This is a genomic window from Cellulosimicrobium sp. MI9406, assembly GCF_040595865.1.
Taxonomy (GTDB): domain Bacteria; phylum Actinomycetota; class Actinomycetes; order Actinomycetales; family Cellulomonadaceae; genus Cellulosimicrobium; species Cellulosimicrobium funkei.
The window spans coordinates 404666-423353 of record NZ_JALIZI010000002.1; the positions used below are offsets into that span (position 1 = coordinate 404666).

The 18688-nt window shown below is 74.9% G+C and carries 14 protein-coding genes and 1 other RNA gene; 6 read left to right on the forward strand and 9 right to left on the reverse strand.

All coding sequences use genetic code 11. From position 1 onward, the window contains the following. Positions 1-20 precede the first annotated feature (20 nt). Positions 21-3176 carry a bifunctional [glutamine synthetase] adenylyltransferase/[glutamine synthetase]-adenylyl-L-tyrosine phosphorylase gene (locus MT994_RS04865; protein ID WP_354805352.1) on the reverse strand — a complete coding sequence of 1052 codons (3156 nt, stop codon included), beginning with the start codon at positions 3174-3176 and terminating at the stop codon, positions 21-23. Next, positions 3173-4510, reverse strand: a complete 1338-nt coding sequence (gene glnA / locus MT994_RS04870) for a type I glutamate--ammonia ligase (protein ID WP_021483141.1) — start codon at positions 4508-4510, stop codon at positions 3173-3175. Before glnA ends, MT994_RS04865 begins: the two co-directional genes overlap by 4 nt. Positions 4511-4626: 116 nt before the next feature. Between glnA and MT994_RS04875 the strand changes: the two genes are divergently transcribed. Next, the gene (locus MT994_RS04875; RefSeq protein ID WP_354805353.1) at positions 4627-6330 is read left to right on the forward strand and encodes an NAD+ synthase; all 1704 of its coding nucleotides are present in this window, start codon (positions 4627-4629) and stop codon (positions 6328-6330) included. Positions 6331-6385: 55 nt separating this feature from the next. Continuing rightward, positions 6386-7234 (forward strand): 3-methyl-2-oxobutanoate hydroxymethyltransferase, encoded by an 849-nt coding sequence (gene panB, locus MT994_RS04880; protein WP_034653916.1) that lies wholly within the window; start codon positions 6386-6388, stop codon positions 7232-7234. 21 nt (positions 7235-7255) lie between these two features. Here panB and MT994_RS04885 read toward each other — a convergent pair whose 3' ends face one another. Together MT994_RS04885 and MT994_RS04890 are read right to left on the reverse strand one after the other, a co-directional pair. Then, positions 7256-8173 carry an N-acetylmuramoyl-L-alanine amidase gene (locus MT994_RS04885; RefSeq protein ID WP_354805355.1) on the reverse strand — a complete coding sequence of 306 codons (918 nt, stop codon included), beginning with the start codon at positions 8171-8173 and terminating at the stop codon, positions 7256-7258. Continuing rightward, positions 8170-8391: an SPOR domain-containing protein gene (locus MT994_RS04890; protein WP_144682218.1), complete on the reverse strand. Its 222-nt coding sequence runs from the start codon at positions 8389-8391 to the stop codon at positions 8170-8172. Before MT994_RS04890 ends, MT994_RS04885 begins: the two co-directional genes overlap by 4 nt. 69 nt (positions 8392-8460) lie before the next feature. Here MT994_RS04890 and map point away from each other — a divergent pair, with 69 nt between their 5' ends. Both map and ppgK read left to right on the forward strand, forming a co-directional pair. Further along, positions 8461-9366 (forward strand): type I methionyl aminopeptidase, encoded by a 906-nt coding sequence (gene map / locus MT994_RS04895; protein ID WP_354805356.1) that lies wholly within the window; start codon positions 8461-8463, stop codon positions 9364-9366. Next, positions 9363-10160: a polyphosphate--glucose phosphotransferase gene (gene ppgK, locus MT994_RS04900; protein WP_021482429.1), complete on the forward strand. Its 798-nt coding sequence runs from the start codon at positions 9363-9365 to the stop codon at positions 10158-10160. Before map ends, ppgK begins: the two co-directional genes overlap by 4 nt. 54 nt (positions 10161-10214) lie before the next feature. Here ppgK and MT994_RS04905 read toward each other — a convergent pair whose 3' ends face one another. From MT994_RS04905 to MT994_RS04920, 4 genes are all read right to left on the reverse strand, one after another. Next, entirely contained in the window at positions 10215-10580 is a 366-nt protein-coding gene (locus MT994_RS04905) for an STAS domain-containing protein (protein ID WP_021482430.1), read from the reverse strand. Between the two features lie 325 nt (positions 10581-10905). Beyond that, the gene (locus tag MT994_RS04910) at positions 10906-13515 is read right to left on the reverse strand and encodes a phosphoenolpyruvate carboxylase (RefSeq protein WP_354805480.1); all 2610 of its coding nucleotides are present in this window, start codon (positions 13513-13515) and stop codon (positions 10906-10908) included. A 260-nt stretch (positions 13516-13775) separates the two neighbouring features. Further along, positions 13776-14594: a bifunctional hydroxymethylpyrimidine kinase/phosphomethylpyrimidine kinase gene (gene thiD, locus MT994_RS04915; RefSeq protein ID WP_021483778.1), complete on the reverse strand. Its 819-nt coding sequence runs from the start codon at positions 14592-14594 to the stop codon at positions 13776-13778. A gap of 129 nt (positions 14595-14723) precedes the next feature. Further along, positions 14724-15422 (reverse strand): hypothetical protein, encoded by a 699-nt coding sequence (locus MT994_RS04920; RefSeq protein ID WP_354805357.1) that lies wholly within the window; start codon positions 15420-15422, stop codon positions 14724-14726. Between the two features lie 18 nt (positions 15423-15440). Between MT994_RS04920 and MT994_RS04925 the strand changes: the two genes are divergently transcribed. Continuing rightward, the gene (locus MT994_RS04925; RefSeq protein ID WP_021482872.1) at positions 15441-15764 is read left to right on the forward strand and encodes a hypothetical protein; all 324 of its coding nucleotides are present in this window, start codon (positions 15441-15443) and stop codon (positions 15762-15764) included. Between the two features lie 287 nt (positions 15765-16051). On the opposite strand, the gene rnpB is transcribed toward MT994_RS04925, so the two are convergent. Beyond that, an RNA gene (rnpB, locus tag MT994_RS04930) (RNase P RNA component class A) lies at positions 16052-16465 on the reverse strand. Positions 16466-16582: 117 nt separating this feature from the next. On the opposite strand from rnpB, the gene MT994_RS04935 reads away from it, so the two are divergent. Continuing rightward, a complete protein-coding gene (locus MT994_RS04935; protein ID WP_354805359.1) occupies positions 16583-18667 on the forward strand; it encodes an AAA family ATPase in 2085 nt (694 codons plus the stop codon). Positions 18668-18688: the final 21 nt, after the last annotated feature.

Genomic DNA, 18688 nt, shown 5'->3' on the forward strand with positions numbered 1-18688 from the left:
CGTCCCCGCACGGCCCCCGGTCAGTCCTCGCCGTAGAAGACGCGCTCCATGACGGTGCGGGCCCGGCGGGCCGTGCGGAGGTAGTGCTCCTCCAGCTCGGCGCCCGTGTCGACGCCCGGCAGGTCGAGCACGCGCGCGAGGCCGTTGAGCGCGAAGCGGTCGTGCGGCAGCACGTCCACCGTCGTGCCCGTCGTCCGCCCGGACCACAGCACGAGCGCGCTGCGCAGGCGCGACGCGAGGTGCCACGCCTCGCCGAGGGTCGCGGCGTCGTCGGGGTCGACGAGCCCGACGTCGACCGCGGCGTCGAGCGCGTCCACCGTGGACGTGGTCCGCAGCGCGGGGACCTCGTGGGCGTGCTGGAGCTGGAGGAGCTGGACGGTCCACTCGACGTCGGACACTCCCCCGCGCCCGAGCTTGAGGTGCCGCGACGCCTCCACGCCGCGCGGGAGCCGCTCCGCCTCGACCCGGGCCTTGATGCGCCGCACCTCGCGCACGTGCGCGAGGTCGAGACCTCCGGCCGGGTAGCGCCGCTCGTCCACGACCCGGGTGAACGCCTCGCCGAGCCCGGCGACGTCGCCCGCGACGGGCCGCGCGCGCAGGAGCGCCTGCGCCTCCCACACGCTGGACCAGCGCTCGTAGTACTCGGTGTACGACGCCAGCGAGCGCACGAGCGGGCCGTTGCGCCCCTCGGGTCGCAGGTCGGCGTCCACGGGCAGCGCGGGCTCCGGCCCGACGGCGGACAGCAGCTGCCGCAGCCGCGTCGCCGCGGCGAGCGCGTACGCCTGGGCGGCGTCGCCGGCCGCGCCGGGCGCCGGGTCGTGCACGAACATGACGTCGGCGTCCGATCCGTAGCCCATCTCCCGGCCGCCCAGGCGCCCCATCGCGACGACGAGCAGCCGCGACGGCGCGGACGACGGGTCCGGCGCGTCATAGCCGAGCTCGTCGCGCGCGACGAACTCCGCGACCCGGAGCGCGCCCGCGAGCACGACGTCCGCCGCGTCGGAGATGCTGCGCGCGGCGTCGACCGGGTCGACGACCCCGACCAGCTCGGCGGCGCCCGTGCGGGCCAGCTCGCGCCGCCGCACGGCGCGCAGGCTCACCGTGGCCGGCTCGACCTCGTCGGCGCGCGTGAGGATCGCGTCGGTCTCCGCCGCGAGGCGCTCGATGCCGCGCGGGACGAGGTCCGCGTCGCCCGCGAGCCAGCGCACGGACTCGGGCGACCGGCCGAGCGCGTCGGCCATGTAGCGCGAGTTCGCCAGGAGGTGCGCGAGCCGCTGGGCCGCGGACCCGGAGTCGCGCAGGAGCTGGAGGTACCAGTGCGTCGTGCCGAGCGTCTCGGAGAGCGTGCGGAACGCGAGCAGCCCGGCGTCCGGGTCCGCGCCCTCGGCGAACCAGCCGAGCATCACGGGCAGGAGCTGGCGCTGGATGGCGGCGCGACGGCTCACGCCCTCGATGAGCGCGGTGACGTGCCGCATGGCACCCGCCGGGTCGCGGTAGCCGATGGCGGCGAAGCGCGCCTTCGCGGCCTCCGGCGCCAGGCTCACCTCGTCCGGCGAGAGCTGCGCGACGACCGGCAGGAGCGGCCGGTAGAAGATCTCCTCGTGCAGGCCGCGCACCTCGCGCCGCGTCGCGCGCCACCGCTCGGTGAGGCCCGCCGCGCCCTCGGTCCGCATGCCGAGCGACCGGGCGAGACGGCGCAGCTCGTCGTCGGCCGTCGGGAGCAGGTGCGTGCGCCGGAGCCGGAAGAGCTGGATGCGGTGCTCGAGCGAGCGCAGGAACCGGTAGCAGACGCCGAGCCGGGCCGCGTGCTCGCGCCCCACGTACCCGGCGGCGGCGAGCTCGGCGAGCGCGGTGAGGGTGCTGCGGCTGCGGATCGAGTCGTCGGACCGCCCGTGCACGAGCTGGAGCAGCTGCACGGTGAACTCGACGTCGCGCAGGCCGCCCTTGCCGAGCTTGAGCTGGCGGTCGGCCTCCGCCGCGGGCACGTGCGCCTCGACGCGGCGGCGCATCGCCTGCGAGTCCTCGACGAAGTTCTCGCGACCCGCGGCCGACCACACGAACGGGGCGATCGCCTCCTCGTACGCGAGCCCGAGCTCGCGGTCGCCCGCGACGGTGCGCGCCTTGAGCAGCGCCTGGAACTCCCACGTCTTGGCCCAGCGCTCGTAGTACGCGACGTGGCTCGCGAGCGTGCGCACGAGCGGCCCCTGCTTGCCCTCGGGGCGCAGCGCGGCGTCGACCTGCCACAGGGCGGGCTCGCCGGACGTGCCGGAGCACACGCGCGCGAGGCTCGTCGCGAGGCGCGCCCCCACGGTCGTGGCGTGCTCCTCGTCGTAGCCGTCGGCGGGCTCGACGACGTAGATCACGTCGACGTCGGAGACGTAGTTGAGCTCGCGCGCCCCGCACTTGCCCATGCCGATGACCGCGAGTCGCACCCCCGCACCGTGGTCGTCGAGCTCCGCGCGCGCGACGGCGAGCGCACCCTCGAGCGCGGCGGCGGCGAGGTCGGCCAGGGCCGCACCGACCGCGGGCATGCGCGTCAGGGGGTCGGTGACGGTGAGGTCGGTCGCGGCGATGCGCAGGATCCGCTCGCGGTAGGCGCGGCGCAGCGCGTCGACCCGCTCAGGCCCCGGCTCGGCCGCGACCGGGACGGCGGCGTCCGGGTCGGCGCCCACGGCGCGCAGCAGCTCGGCCCGCACGTCGCCCGCGGCCACCCCGGTGCCCGGCGCCGGGTCCGCGACGACCTCGAGCAGCGCGGGGCGCCGCACGACGTCGTCGCCGAGCGCGACCGACGCCCCGAGCACCGCGAGGAGGCGGTCGCGGGCCGGGCCGGGCCGCAGGGTGCCGCGCGCGAGGTCCGCGAGCGCACCGCGCGCCTCGACGTCGGGGCGCAGCGCGCCCGCGAGCCGCACGACCTGCAGGAGCGCGAGGTCCGGGTCGGCGGCCTGGCCGAACGCGGCGAGCAGCTCGTCGTCGACGACGCCCGCCGGGTCGGTGGCGCCGGCCTCGGGACCATCGACGGACCGGGCGCCCGGGTCGAGCAGCAGCGCCAGGTCCGGGTCCGCGAGCAGACCGGCCGAACGCGTGATGTCGGCGAAGCCGAACCGCGCGAGCCGACCCGTGAGCGTGGGCCGGCGGGACCCGCCGGACCGACCGGACGTCGTCGTGGACCCGCTCACAGGACCTGGAGGAACCGCTTCAGCTCGAACGGCGTGACCTGCGCGCGGTACGCGTCCCACTCCTGGCGCTTGTTGCGCAGCACGAAGTCGAACACGTGCTCGCCCAGGGTCTCGGCGACGAGCTCGGAGCCCTCCATGATGCGGATCGCCTCGTCGAGCGACTGCGGGAGCGGCTTGATGCCGAGCGCGCGACGCTCCGCGTCGGTGAGCTCCCAGACGTCGTCCTCGGTCTCCTCGGGGAGCTCGTAGCCCTCCTCGATGCCCTTGAGCCCGGCGGCCAGCATGACGGCGAACGCCAGGTACGGGTTGGTGGCCGAGTCGAGCGCGCGGTACTCCACGCGGCTCGAGTTGCCCTTGCCCGGCTTGTACATGGGGACGCGCACGAGCGCGGAGCGGTTGTTGTGGCCCCAGCACACGTAGCTGGGGGCCTCGGCCCCGCCCCACAGGCGCTTGTACGAGTTCACGTACTGGTTCGTGATCGCGGTGATCTCCGCCGCGTGGACGAGCAGGCCCGCGATGAACTGGCGCGCCGTCTTGGACAGCTCGAACTGGGCGCCGGGCTCGTGGAACGCGTTGCGGTCGCCCTCGAAGAGCGACAGGTGCGTGTGCATGCCCGAGCCGGGGTGGTCGGCCATCGGCTTGGGCATGAACGACGCGAACACGCCCTGCTCGAGCGCGACCTCCTTGACGACCGTGCGGAACGTCATGAGGTTGTCGGCCGTCGTCAGCGCGTCGGCGTAGCGCAGGTCGATCTCGTTCTGCCCCGGCCCCGCCTCGTGGTGGGAGAACTCGACCGAGATGCCCATGGACTCGAGCATCGTGATCGCGGCGCGCCGGAAGTCGTGCGTGCTCCCGCGCGCGAGGTGGTCGAAGTACCCGCCCTGGTCGACGGGGACGAGCGGCGACCCGGCGTCGGCCGGCTGGTTGAAGAGGTAGAACTCGACCTCGGGGTGCGTGTAGAACGTGAACCCCTTGTCGCTCGCCCGGGCGAGCGCACGCTTGAGGACGTTGCGGCTGTCCGCGAGGGACGGCTCGCCGTCGGGCGTGAGGATGTCGCAGAACATGCGGGCGGTGCCGTGCCGCTCGCCGCGCCACGGCAGCACCTGGAACGTGGTCGGGTCCGGCTTGGCGATCATGTCGGCCTCGTACACGCGCGTGAGGCCCTCGATCGAGCTGCCGTCGAACCCGATCCCCTCGGCGAACGCCGACTCGAGCTCCGCCGGCGCGATCGCCACCGACTTGAGCATGCCGAGCACGTCGGTGAACCAGAGCCGGATGAAGCGGATGTCGCGCTCCTCGACCGTGCGGAGCACGAACTCCTGCTGCCTGTCCATGCGGTACATCCTGCCTGATCCGTGTGACGAACGGGTGACACGGTCGTGTCCTGGACGTCGTGCCGCGGGGCGGGCCCCCGGACGAGCCGTCCGCCCTGCTCGTCTAGGGTGGACGCATGGCTGATCTGCGCGTCGCGCTGGCACAGGTCGACACGTGCGTGGGGGACCTCGACGGCAACGCCGCCCTGGTCCTCGAGCGCACCCGGGAGGCCGCGGCCGCGGGCGCGCAGCTGGTCGCCTTCCCGGAGATGACCCTCACCGGCTACCCGATCGAGGACCTCGCGCTGCGGGCGTCGTTCCGGCGCGCGGCGTGGGACGCCGCCGCGGACATCGCGGCGCGGCTCGACGCCGAGGGGCTGGGCGCGGTCACCGTCGTGCTCGGCACCGTGGGCACCTCGGGCGCGCCGCGCGGTGCGGGCGCCGCGGAGCGCGAGGCCTCGGGCTCCCCCGCCGACCTGCCGACCAACCGCGCCGTCGTGCTGCGCGACGGCGCCGTGCAGGCCGCGTACGACAAGCACCACCTGCCCAACTACGGCGTGTTCGACGAGTTCCGCATCTTCGCGCCCGGCGAGACGACGACGGTCGTCGAGGTCGAGGGGCGCCGCGTCGGCATCGCGATCTGCGAGGACATCTGGCAGGACGGCGGCCCCGTCGCGGAGATGGCGACGCTCGACGAGGCGGGCGACGGGCTCGACCTGCTGCTCGTGCTCAACGGGTCGCCGTACGAGGAGGGCAAGGGGCACGTCCGCACGGACCTCGCCGCGCGCCGCGCGCGCGAGGTGAGCGCCCCGGTCGCGTACGTGAACCTCGTGGGCGGCCAGGACGACCTCGTGTTCGACGGCGGCTCGTTCGTCACCGACGCCGCGGGCACGGTGGTCGCCTCGTCGCCGCAGTTCGTGGAGGACCTGCTCGTCTGGGAGCTCCCCGCCGACGGCTCGCCGCGCGGGCCGCGCGCCCCCGAGCTGCACCCGGACGAGGAGGTGTACCGGGCGTGCGTGACGGGCCTCGCGGGCTACGTGCGCAAGAACGGCTTCCGCTCGGTCGTCCTCGGCGTCTCGGGCGGCATCGACTCGGCGCTCACCGCCGCCGTCGCCGCGGACGCGATCGGGGGCGAGAACGTCGTCGGCGTGTCGATGCCGTCGCGGTACTCGTCGGACCACAGCAAGGACGACGCGGCCGACCTCGCGAAGCGGCTCGGCGCGGACTACCGCGTCCAGCCGATCGCGCCCATGGTCGAGGCGTTCCAGGGCGAGCTCGAGCTCGAGGGCGTCGCGGAGGAGAACCTCCAGGCGCGCGTGCGCGGCGTGATCCTCATGGCGATCTCCAACCGCGAGGGCCACCTCGTCATCGCGCCGGGCAACAAGTCCGAGCTCGCGACCGGGTACGCCACGATCTACGACGCGGGCAGCATCGGCGGGTTCGCGCCGCTCAAGGACGTCGACAAGTCGCGCGTGTGGCAGCTCGCGCGCTGGCGCAACAACGCCGCGCTCGACCGCGGCGAGATCCCGCCCATCCCGGAGTCGTCGATCACCAAGCCGCCGTCGGCGGAGCTGCGCCCCGGCCAGACCGACCAGGACTCGCTGCCGCCCTACGACCTGCTCGACGAGGTCCTCGACGCCTACATCGAGCACGCCGAGGGACGCGCCGAGCTCCTCGCCCGCGGGTTCGACCCCGAGGTCGTCGACAAGGTCGTGACGCTCGTCGACCGCGCCGAGTGGAAGCGCCGCCAGTACCCGCCGGGCCCCAAGGTCACCGCGCTCGCGTTCGGCCGCGACCGCCGTCTGCCGATCACGAACCGCTGGCGCGAGCCGCTCGCCTGACGACGCCGGCACCCCGCGCGTCGTCCGCCCCCTCCCGCACCCAGGAAAGGCCGTCATGTCTGCTCACACCGCCCCCGAGCCCGCCGCGACCGGCGGCACGGGACCGCGCCGCGTCCGCGTGCACCACCTCGCCGAGGCCAAGACGCGCGGCGAGAAGATCACCATGCTCACCGCCTACGACGCGGTGACCGCGCGCATCTTCGACGACGCGGGGATCGACATGCTGCTCGTCGGCGACTCGATCGGCAACACGATGCACGGGCACGCGTCGACCCTGCCCGTCACGGTCGACGACCTGATCCCCCCGGCCCGCGCCGTCGCGCGCGCCGCGCGCCGCGCGTTCACCGTCGTGGACCTGCCGTTCGGCTCGTACGAGGCGGGCCCCGAGCAGGCGCTCGCCACCGGCGTCCGGTTCCTCAAGGAGACGGGCGTGAGCGCGGTCAAGCTCGAGGGCGGCCGCCGCGTCGCGGCGCAGATCCAGGCGCTCACGGACGCGGGCATCCCCGTCGTCGGGCACCTCGGCTTCACGCCGCAGTCCGAGAACCTGCTCGGCGGCCCGCGCGTCCAGGGGCGGGGCGACGACGCCGCGGAGCGCCTCAGCGAGGACGCGCTCGCCGTGGCCGAGGCCGGCGCCGTCGCGGTCGTGCTCGAGATGGTGCCGGTCGAGGTGGCCGCGCGCGTCACCGAGATCCTGCGCATCCCCACCATCGGCATCGGCGCGGGCGCCGCGTGCGACGGCCAGGTGCTCGTCTGGACCGACATGGCCGGGATGACGGACTGGTCGCCCCGGTTCGCCAAGCGCTACGCCGAGATCGGCGCCGCGCTCGGCCAGGCGGCGGCCGACTACGCCGCCGACGTGCGCGGCGGGACCTTCCCCGACGACGCGCACAGCTTCGCCCGCTGAGCACCCGGTGCGGGCGCCGGGTCACCCCGCGCCCGCACCGCCGTCGGCGACCCACGCGGCGACGCCGCTCGCGACGGCGTCCGCGTAGCGCTGGCGCCCCTCCTCCGACTCCATGACCGCGGCCTCGTCGGGGTTGCGCATCTCCCCCAGCTCGAGCATCACGGCCGGCCGCTCGGCGTGGTTGAGCGTCGCCAGGTCGGCGCGTCGCTGGACGGGGCCGTCGTCGGCCGCGACCGCCGACGACGGCGCGAACCCGGCCGCCGTCAGCGCGGCCACGAGCTCGTGCGCGAGCGTGACGCTCGGCTCTCCCTGGGCCTCGTCCACGGGCGGGTCGGACACGATCGCGAAGAACCCGTGCGCGCGGCGGTCCTCCGTGCCGTTGGCGTGGAGCGAGACGAGCACGTCCGCGTCGTTCTCCTGCGGGAACCGACCGCGCGCATCGACGCACGGGCCCACGCCCGCGTCGTCGGGGCGCGTGAGCACGACGACGGCGCCCAGCTCGGTCAGGCGTGCCGCGAGCCGCCCCGCCACGTCCCACGTGAACGCGTGCTCCGGGTAGCCCGAGTCCGTGGACGTCCCCACCGTGTTGCAGGCCTTGGTGTCGCCACGGCCGTCGGGGACGGGCGCGTTCACGACGAGCGGGTTCGCCCCGTTCCCACCGTTGTGCCCCGGGTCGACGGCGACCGTCACGCCCGCGAGCGGGGGCGCCGGCCCGGTCTCCGTAGCGGTCGGGTCGGGCGACGCCGTCGACGGCGCGGGCTCGGGCGCGGCGGGCACGGCCCCGCCCGAGGGGGTGACCGTCGTCGGGCCGGCCCCCGACACGGCGCGGACCTGCAGCGCGACGAGGAACGCCAGCGCGCCCACCGCCAGGCCCGCGAGGAGGAGGCCGAGACGACCCGACCACACCCGGCGCGGGCCGGGCGGCGGGGCGTGGGTCACTCCTCGCGCTCGCGGCGGTCTTCCTCGTCCCAGGCGTCGGTGCGCTCGCGCGCCGTCTCCAGGGCCTTCTCGGCGGCCTCGCGCGTCGGGTACGGGCCCATGCGGTGCGACCACGACGCGCTCGGGCCGCGGTGCACCTCGCCGGTGCGCGTGTCGTAGTAGTACCCGTCCGTGGCCGCGGGCTCGCCGTCGTCGCTGAAGCGTGATCCGGTGCTCATGCCTCGATCCTCCCCCATCCCGGCCCGGCCGGCCGCCCACTGCGCCCGCGCGTTCGTAGACTGGCGGCCATGCGCACCGCCCCCGTCCCGCCCGACGCCGCCGCTCCCCCACGCCCCGGGCGCCGTGGCCCCCTGACGCCGGGCGTCGTGGGACCCCAGCGGCAGGTCCCGACGACGATCGAGCGCCCCGAGTACGTGGGCCGGCCGGGACCGCGGCCCTTCGAGGGGAGCGAGGTCAACGACCCCGCGACCGTCGAGCGCATCCGGACGGCCTCGCGCGTCGCGGCGCAGGCGCTCGTCGAGGTCGAGCGCCACGTCGCCCCCGGCGTCACGACGGACGAGCTCGACCGCGTGGGCCACGAGTTCCTCCTCGACCACGGCGCCTACCCGTCGACGCTCGGCTACCGCGGGTTCCCCAAGTCGCTGTGCACCTCGCTCAACGAGGTCGTGTGTCACGGCATCCCGGACTCCACCGAGCTCGTCGAGGGCGACATCGTCAACGTCGACATCACCGCCTACGTGGGCGGCGTGCACGGCGACACGAACGCCACCTTCACCGTCGGGGAGGTGGACCCGGAGTCGGCGCTGCTCGTCGAGCGCACGCGCGAGGCGCTCGCCCGCGGCATCAAGGCCGTCGCGCCCGGCCGCCAGATCAACGTCGTCGGTCGTGTCATCGAGCGCTACGCCGCCCGCTTCGGGTACGGGGTCGTGCGCGAGTACACGGGCCACGGCGTGGGGCGCGCGTTCCACTCGGGGCTCGTCGTGCCGCACTACGACGCGGCGCCCGACCACGCGACCGTGATCGAGCCCGGGATGGTCTTCACCATCGAGCCCATGCTCACGCTCGGCACGTCCGAGTGGCGGATGTGGGACGACGGGTGGACGGTAGTCACCGCGGACGCCTCGCGGACCGCGCAGTTCGAGCACACGCTGCTGGTGACCGACGACGGAGCGGAGATCCTCACACTGCCATGAACGCCCACCAGGACTCGCACGCCGCACCCCCCGCGGACCGTCCGCGCCCCCGCACCGCCTTCGGCATCGACGTCGGCGGCAGCGGCATCAAGGGCGCCCCGGTCGACCTCGCCACGGGCGAGTTCGCGCAGGAGCGGCACCGCATCCCCACCCCCCAGCCGTCGACGCCGCAGGCCGTCGCGGAGGTGATCGCCGAGCTCGTGGGCGCCTACGACCTCCCGCAGGACGTGCCGATCGGCGTCGCGTTCCCCGCCCCGCTCCAGCACGGCGTCGTGCGGTTCATCGCCAACCTCGACAAGTCGTGGACGGGCGTCGACCTCCCGGCGCTCGTCGCGCGCGAGACGGGACGGCACGTCGTCGCCGTCAACGACGCCGACGCCGCGGGCGTGGGCGAGGTGCGTTACGGCGCCGCGCGCGACGCGGACGGCGTCGTGCTCGTCGCGACGCTCGGCACCGGCATCGGCAGCGCGATCCTCGTCGAGGGCCACCTGCTCCCCAACACGGAGCTCGGGCACCTGGAGATCGACGGGTACGACGCCGAGACCCGGGCCTCCGACGCCGCGCGCGACCGCGAGGACCTCGACTGGGCGCAGTGGGCCGAGCGGCTCCAGCGCTACTTCGGGGTCGTCGAGGACCTGTTCTCGCCCGACCTCATCGTCGTGGGCGGCGGCGTGAGCAAGAAGCACGAGCACTTCCTGCCGCTGCTGCACCTGCGGGCGCCGATCGTGCCCGCCCAGCTGCGCAACGCAGCGGGCATCGTGGGCGCCGCGTCGCTCGCGGCCGACGCCGTCTGACGATCGTGCCCACGGTCCGAGCCCGGTCCCGAGGGGCCGGGCTCGCCGGGGCCCTCAGGCCGGGCTGACCTCGTGGTGCTCGGTGCCGAAGATCTCGATGACGCCGAGCATCTCCAGGACGTCGGTGACGACCGTCGGCGGGTTGCGCAGCGTCACGGACAGCCCCTCCTCGGAGCCGATCGTGTAGAACTGCACGAGGAACGCGATGCCCGTCGAGTCCATGAACGTCACCTTGGACGTGTCGATGACCACGGGTACGTCGCGTTCGAGAGCGTTGGCGAGCGCGGCGCTCGCCTCGCTGCGCAGGGCGACGTCGATCTCGCCCCACATGTCCACGACGCTCGCGTCGCGTTCTTCGAGCAGCCGGATGCCGCCCGTCCCTGCCCCGGTGTCGCTGCGTTCGAGCTCCTGTACCAACACTGCCCCGCCCTTCGTCCCGCCTTGCCTCGCCCACCCCGACGAGTGCCGCGCCTCCTGCCCGACGCCCCGACCTGTCGGCCCCTGCTCTCGTACGTCGTCGGGCGACAGCAGGACTCCGGCGTGGTCGGTCGTCGCCAGAGTACCCCACGGATAGCGGCGGCTGGTAGGCCTCTGGCGAAGACTTTACCCAGAACCCCGTGAGCGGCCGTTCACCCGGGCGATGGTTGAGGATTCATTCAACAACTGGACGGCTGTCCAGACGACGACGGCCGCCACGGACCCGGTCGCGGGTCGACGTGACGGCCGTCGTGGCGGGCGCCGGACCTCAGCCGGTGTTCTGCAGGCCGGCCGCGACCCCGTTGACGGTGAGCAGCAGCAGGTGCTGGAGCTCGTCCTTGACAGGGCCCTCCGCGCCAGAGCGCAGGCCGCGCAGCGCGCGGACCTGGAGCAGCGAGAGCGCGTCGACGTACGGGCTGCGGAGCTGGACCGCACGGCCCAGCACGCGCCGGCCGGCGAGCGGCCACGCGTTCTCCGTCACCGCGAGGACCTGCTCGCGCGTGAGGCGCAGCTCGTCGAGGATCGCCTGCGCGAGGTCGTCGCGGTCCCCGAGCGCGAGGTACCGCTCGGCGATGCGCTCGTCCGTCTTGGCGAGCGACATCTCGACGTTGTCCAGCAGCGTCGCGAAGAGCGGCCACTCGCGGTGCGCCTCGCGCAGCAGCACGAGGTCGCCGAAGTCGCGCAGCGCCGTGCCGAGCCCGTACCAGCCCGCGAGGTTGATGCGCGCCTGCGACCAGGAGAACACCCACGGGATCGCGCGCAGGTCGTCGAGGGACGAGACCGACAGGCCGCGACGTGCCGGGCGGGAGCCGATCGGCAGGAGACCGACCTCCTCGAGCGGGGTCACCTGCGAGAACCACTGCGGGAACCCGTCCGCGCGCACGAGCTCGTGGAACCGGCGGCGCGACGACTCGTCGAGCGCGGCCGCGAGGTCGCGGTAGCGCTCGGTCGCCTCGGCGTTGCGCTTCTCCGTCGACGGCGCCGACGCGAGCAGCGTCGCCGCGGCGACCTGCTCGATGTGGCGCGACGCGATCGTCGGGTCGCCGTAGCGCGCGAGGATGACCTCGCCCTGCTCGGTGAGCTTGAAGCGGCCGTCGACCGAGCCCGGGGGCTGGGCGAGCACGGCACGGTTCGCCGGGCCGCCGCCGCGGCCGAGCGCACCGCCGCGGCCGTGGAACAGCGTGAGCGTGATGCCGTGGCGCTCGGCCCACTGCGCGATGCGGCTCTGCGCGTCGTGCAGGGCGAGGGTCGCGGACACCGGGCCGACGTCCTTCGACGAGTCCGAGTAGCCGAGCATGACCTCGACGCGGCGCCCGTTCTCGGCGAGCCGACGCTGCACCTGCGGCAGCGTGAGCATGGACTCGAGGATGTCGACGCTCGCCCGGAGGTCGGCGAAGGTCTCGAACAGCGGGATCGCGTCGACCACGGGCGCCTCGTCGGAGCCCTCGAACGCGAGCTCTGCGAGCTCGTACACCGCCGCCAGGTGCTCCGGCTTCTGCGTGAACGACACGATGTAGCGGCGTGCGGCCCGGATGCCGTAGCGCTGCTGGACCGCGCCGAGCGCGCGGAACGTGTCGAGCACCTCGCGCGTGCGGTCGGAGAGGTCGCCGTGCAGGCCCTTCTCCGCGATCTCGGCGAGCGCCCCCTCGTGGACCTGGGAGTGCTGGCGCACCTCGAGCTCCGCGAGGTGGAACCCGAACGTCTCGACCTGCCACACGAGCTGCTGCAGGTCCCCGTACGCCGCGCGGGGTGCGCCCGCCGCGACGAGCGACTCCTGGACGACCCGCAGGTCGGACTCGAGCTGCTCGGCGTTCGGGTAGGCGAGGTCGGCGTTGCGGGCCCGCGTCGCGGCGATGCGGTCCGCGACGACGAGCAGGACCGCGCGGTGCGGCTCGCGCGGCGACGCCTCCGACGCGGCGACGGTGACCGCCTCCGAGAGCCGGCGCTGGCGCTCCCACAGGGCGCGCAGGCCGTCCGACGGCGGCGTGCCGTCCTGGTCGAGCGTGAGCTTGCGCCCGACGGCGCGCGCCTGCTGCTCGAGCGCCGCGAGCGCGTGGTCGGCGGCGATCGCCGCGGCCTGGCGCGTGACGTCGGCCGTGACGTTCGGGTTGCCGTCGCGGTCGCCGCCGATCCACGTGCCCAGGCTGACGAACGGCCGCACGAGCGGCTCCTCGCGCCCCGCCTCGTCGCCCAGCAGCCAGTCGTCCAGGCGGCGGTAGACGGTGGGGAACGTGTCGAACATCGTCGCGTCGAACACGCCGAGCGCCGTCTTCACCTCGTCGAGGACCGACGGCTTGTGCTCGCGGATGGGGGCGGTGCGCCACATCGTGTCGATCTCGGCGAGGAGACGACGCTCGTTCTCCGCGAGCGACGTGCCGCCGAGGCGCTGCGCGTCCCGCTCGTCGAGGAGCGTCGCGATGCGCCGCACCGCGCCGGAGACCGCACGACGGCGCGCCTCCGTGGGGTGCGCGGTGAGCACGGGGCGGAACTCGAGGCGACGCAGCCGGCGCAGCGCCTCCTCGCGCCCGACCTCGCCGACGAGCTGCTCGAACGCCTCGGGCAGCGAGTCGTCCGGCGTCGTGGCGCGGGTCGCGAACTCCGCCTCGCGCTCGCGCAGGACGCGCACGCGGTGGTACTCCTCCGCGAGGTTCGCGAGGTGGAAGTAGCACGTGAAGGCCCGGGCGACCTGCTCGGCGCGCGCCATGGACAGGCCCTCGACGAGCGCCTCGGCCTCGGCGAGCACCGCGCCCGACCGGTCGTCGTACGCGCGGATCGAGAGCTCGCGGAGCCGCTCGACGTCGTCGAGCAGGTCCTGGCCGCCCGTCTCGCGCAGCACGGTGCCGAGCAGGCCGCCGAGCAGGCGGACGTCGTCGCGCAGCGGGCCCGGGACGTCGTGGCGCGCGAGGCCGCGCCCGGCGTGACCGGTGCCGTCGGGGAGGTCGGAGACATCGGCGGAGACCCGGTCGGGGCCGTCGGCAGCACCCGGGGACGGGGACAGTTCCGAAGGGGAGAGGTCGTTCACGGTGACGAGAGTATTCCTTGACCGTCAGGGGACGTCGAGACGTCCGAGGGGTGATCGCTGGTCGAGCACGGGTCGGCCCGGGGTCGTGGGGCGCAGCCCGGGCGCACCGCAGGAGGTCAGCGGCGCGCGCCGACCCGCACCGCGTCGAACGGCGCGTTCGAGGCCACGCGGTCCTCGATGGAGGCGGTGACGACGTCCTTGGCGACGCGCGCGGCGTCGAGCACCGAGGCGCCCTTCGCGAGCTCCGCGGTGATCGCGGCGGCGAACGTGCAGCCGGCCCCGCTCACGCGCTCCTCGCCGATCTTCGGGGTGCGCAGCACGTGCACCTCGTCGCCGTCGACCAGGACGTCGACCGCGTCGGGGCCGGGCAGCTCGACGCCGCCCTTCGCGACGACGGCGCGCGGGCCGAGCGCCTGGACCTTGCGCGCCGCCTCGACGAGCTCCTCGACCGTCTCGATCGACTCGACGCCCGCGAGCGTGCGCGTCTCGAAGAGGTTGGGCGTGACGACGGTCGCGAGCGGGAGGACCTGCGCGCGCAGCGCCGTGTCGGTGTCGAGGGCGGCACCGGGCTCCTGGCCCTTGCAGATGAGGACCGGGTCGAGCACGACGTGCTCCCACGTGCGCGAGCGCAGCGACTCGGCGACGACGTCGATCGTCGCGGGCGTGCCGAGCATGCCGATCTTCACGACCGAGGGCTCGTGCGTGACCGTCGCCGCCTCGAACTGGTCGGCGATCACCTGCGGGTCCACGGGGACGAAGCGGTGGCCCCAGTCGTTCTTCGGGTCGAACGAGACGATGCACGTGAGCGTGCCGACGCCGTAGGCGCCGAGCTCCTGGAACGTCTTCAGGTCGGCCTGGATGCCGGCGCCGCCGGTGGCCTCGGAACCGGCGATGACGTAGGCGAGCGGAGGCGTGTGCGAGTCGTGGTGCGACATGGTGCTCCTCGGCACGAGTAGGACGGGGCCCGTCCTCCCGGTGGTGCCGGGAGAGGCGGGCGGACGCGCCGGCGGACCGGCGTCTCCGCGGCGGGTGCGGCACGACAGCCTAACGCCGCACCGCGGCGCTCACGCCGTCCCGCCGCCTCGCGTCCGCCGCGGCCCGAGCCCGCCCGGGCCGCGCGCGGCCCTCCCGTGCCCGCGCACGAGCAGCGTCCCGAGGCCGAGCAGGAGGGCGGCGAGCGCCGCCAGGCCGACTGTCGTGGCGCCCGTCACGGCGAGGGCGTACGAGGGCCCCGCGGACGACCCCGGGGCGGCCGGGTGCGAGCCCGGCGCCGCACCGGCGGGCGGCTCCCCCGGGCCCGACGGCGGGAGGCCGGGACCGGGGCCGGGGCCGGGGTCGGGAGGAGGCGTCGCTCCGAGCAGCAGACGGACCGCCGCGGCCGCGACGTCGTTCTCCGGGACGGTGTCCGGTGCGTCGTGCGCGACCCGCGCCGTGACGACGAGGTCCGTGCCCGGCGCTCCGGTGGCGGTGCCCGTGAGGCGGTACGTCACCGCGGCGCCGGGCGGCAGGTCGCCGACGACGCACGTGAGGACCGTCGCCGCCACGACGGCGAGCGCGGCGGTGGCCGCCGGCGTGCAGCGCACCTCGGCGGTCGTGCCCGCCGGGCCGCCGTTGCGCACGACGGCGTCGAGCTGCACGCGCTCGCCCGGTCTCGCCTGGCCCGACGGCGGGGAGAGCATCACGGACACGTCCGTCGACGGCGGCGCGGTCGCGGTCCCGCACGCCCGGTCGTCGTTGTCGTCCGCGACCGGCAACCAGGGCACCATCTACCCTGCGTTTTCATGACCACCCGAACCGTCGAGCAGTTCGCCCTCCAGTCGGCCTCCGACGGCAACGACGTGCGCGTCACCACCGACGGAGCGCAGATCCACCGCTGGGACGACAGGCAGTACGCCCCGCCGATCGTCCTGGACGTCGACGACGAGGACCTGAACCGCTTCCTCGACGCGGTCGCCGACGACGTCGAGGTGCTCTGGCCCGGACGAGAGCCTCGTTGGGCGGGCTTCGCTCTCCTGATGACTCACATCGACGAACTGCTCCGCATGCGCGAGACACCACCCGCCCGGCTGGGGTTCGACGAAGCAGGGCAGCTCAGAGCGCACTAGCCGTCCAGAGGCGGCTGACGACCCTCGACACGACGCGGTCGGGGACGCGTGTAGGTGCCCGGCTCGCGCCGTCTCTGATGCGAGGCGGCCGTAACTCTGTCGCAGAGCCCGGCGTGGACGGAGTGGAGGCGTCCGCGCTGGGCTCACCCCAGTCCGGGGACGGTCAGCGCCAGGGGGGGCAGGGCACAACCCGACGCCGTTGAAGTCGTCATCGCCGTCGTCGATGTCAGCGTCGATCGTCACGGCACCAGAGGAGGCGCCGCTGTCTCAGGTCGGGCGGTGCGATGCGGACGAGCCGGTCTGTACGCCGGGTTCTGTTCCCGCGCGAGGTCACCCTCGCGCGGGCGACGGTCATCCATCTAGGCCCTGCGTCGCCGCAGGGCTCGAGCGGTCTACCCGACTGTGCTTCTCCGTGGAGAATCGGGCGGGCAGCCCTCAGACACAGTCTGTCTGACCTTGCTCCAGGTGGGGTTTACCGAGCCGGACCGGTCACCCGGTCCGCTGGTGGTCTCTTACACCACCGTTTCACCCTTACCGCACCGGTCGGGGCCGGAGCCCTTCCTGACGCGGCGGTCTGTTCTCTGTGGCACTGTCCCGCGGGTCACCCCGGGTGGGCGTTACCCACCACCTTGCCCTTCGGAGCCCGGACGTTCCTCGGCGGGAGGCACGAGGCCTCCCGACGCGACCGTCCGACCGACTCGTCCGCGCCAGCAAGGCTACCGCTCCCGGGCGGCTCGGCGGACCAGCGACCGGCCCGCCGGCGGGTCATGGCCCGTAGGATGGCCCGCCCCCTCGAAGCCTGCTCCCGGAGGTCTGTCGTGCCCGCCACCGCCGAACCGTCCGCCCCCGACGCCCCGAGCGCGGCACCCGCGACCGACACGTCGGCCGAGCTCGCCCGGGAGCAGGAGTTCCTCGCCGACGCCCGCAGGCAGCTCGCCCGCATGCGCGAGCGGGCCGGGTCGCTCGACGCGCTCGCGGGAGACCGGGTCAGCGCCGAGTACCTCGAGGCGGCGCTCGCCCGTCGGCTCGCCCAGCTCGCCGACGACCCCGACGTCCCGCTCTTCTTCGGACGCATCGACCTCGACGGCGCCGGCCCCGGGCCCGGTCCCGCCGAGGTCTTCCACATCGGACGCCGCCACGTCTCGGACCCCGAGGGCGACCCGCTCGTCGTCGACTGGCGTGCCCCGGTGAGCACGCCCTTCTACCGCGCCACCCGCACCGAGCCGATGGGGGTCGCCGTCCGCCGCCGCTACGGCTTCCAGCGCGGCGCCCTCACCGGCTTCGAGGACGAGACGCTCACCGCCCCGGGTGCGGGCGCGGAGCCCTCTGCGATCCTCGAGGCCGAGATCGAGCGGCCCCGTACCGGGCCGATGCGCGACATCGTCGCCACCATCCAGCCCGAGCAGGACGTCATCGTGCGCAGCGGGATCGACCGGACCGTCGTCGTGCAGGGCGCGCCGGGCACCGGCAAGACCGCCGTGGGGCTGCACCGCGCCGCGTACCTGCTGTACTCCCACCGGGAGCGGGTGAGCCGCGCCGGGATGACCGTCGTCGGGCCCAACGCGAGCTTCCTGCGGTACATCCGCGACGTGCTGCCCGCCCTCGGCGAGGTCGACGCGACCCAGACCACCGTCGAGGAGATCGTCGCGGTGCACGGCCGCCTGCGCGGCACGGAGCCCGCGGAGGTCGCCCGGCTCAAGGGCGACGGGCGCCTGGCCGAGGTGCTCCGACGCGCCGTGTGGTCGCACCTCGTCGATCCGTCCGAGGCGCTCGTGCTGCCGCGCGGTGCGCGCCGCTGGCGCGTCGCCGCGCACGAGGCCCGCGAGTGCGTGGCGCAGGTGGTCGGCCGGGAGCCGCGCTTCGACGCCGGTCGCGACCACCTGCGGCACGCGCTCGCGCACCGGATCCTCGTGCAGATCGAGGAGTCCGGGGAGGCGCTCGACGAGCGGGCCTGGGACGCGCTCGCACGCACGCGCCCGGTCCGGGACTACACCGCCGCGGTGTGGCCGAAGGTCACGCCGACGGCGCTGCTGCACCGGCTCCTCGTCGACCCCGCGTTCCTCGCCGCGAGCGCCGACGGCGTCCTGACCCCGGCCGAGCAGGAGCTGCTGCGCCCGGCCCGACCGTCCCGGACGCCGGGCACGGCTCGCTGGACGCTGGCCGACCTCGTCCTGCTCGACGAGATCGCGGACCTGCTGGCCCGCGGGGCGTCGGTCGCGCACGTCGTGGTGGACGAGGCGCAGGACCTCTCGCCGATGATGCTGCGCGCTCTCGGGCGCCGGGCGCGCACCGGCTCGCTGACGGTGCTGGGCGACCTGGCCCAAGCGACGACGCCGTGGGGGGTCTCCTCGTGGACCGACGCGCTGACGCACCTCGGCAAGCCCGACGGCCACGTGGAGCAGCTCACCGCGGGCTTCCGCGTCCCCGGCGACGTCATCGAGTACGCGGCCCGCCTGCTGCCCTCGATCGCGCCGGACCTCGACCCGCCGGTCGCCGTCCGCCGGGCGCGGGGCGAGCTCGTCCTCACCACGAGGCCGGTCGTGGACCTGGTCCGCACGGCGCTCGCCCGTGAGGGGTCGGTCGGGCTGATCGTGCCCGACGCCGGCACGGACGCCGCGCGCGCGGCGCTCGCCGCGGCGGGCCTCGCCTTCGCGGTCGTCGGCGAGGCGTCGGACGACGACGGCGCGGTCGAGTTCGACGCGCGCCTCGACCTCGTGCCCGCGTCGCTCGCGAAGGGCTTGGAGTTCGACCACGTCGTGCTGGACGACCCGGAGGGCGTCGTCCGGGGCGAGCCCGACCGGGTCACGGGCCTGCGGCGGCTGTACGTCTGCCTGACCCGCGCGGTGACGTCCCTCGCCGTCCGCCACCGGGACGACCTGCCCGCGGAGCTCCGCCGCCCGTGACGGGCGCCTCGTGGTGCGGCG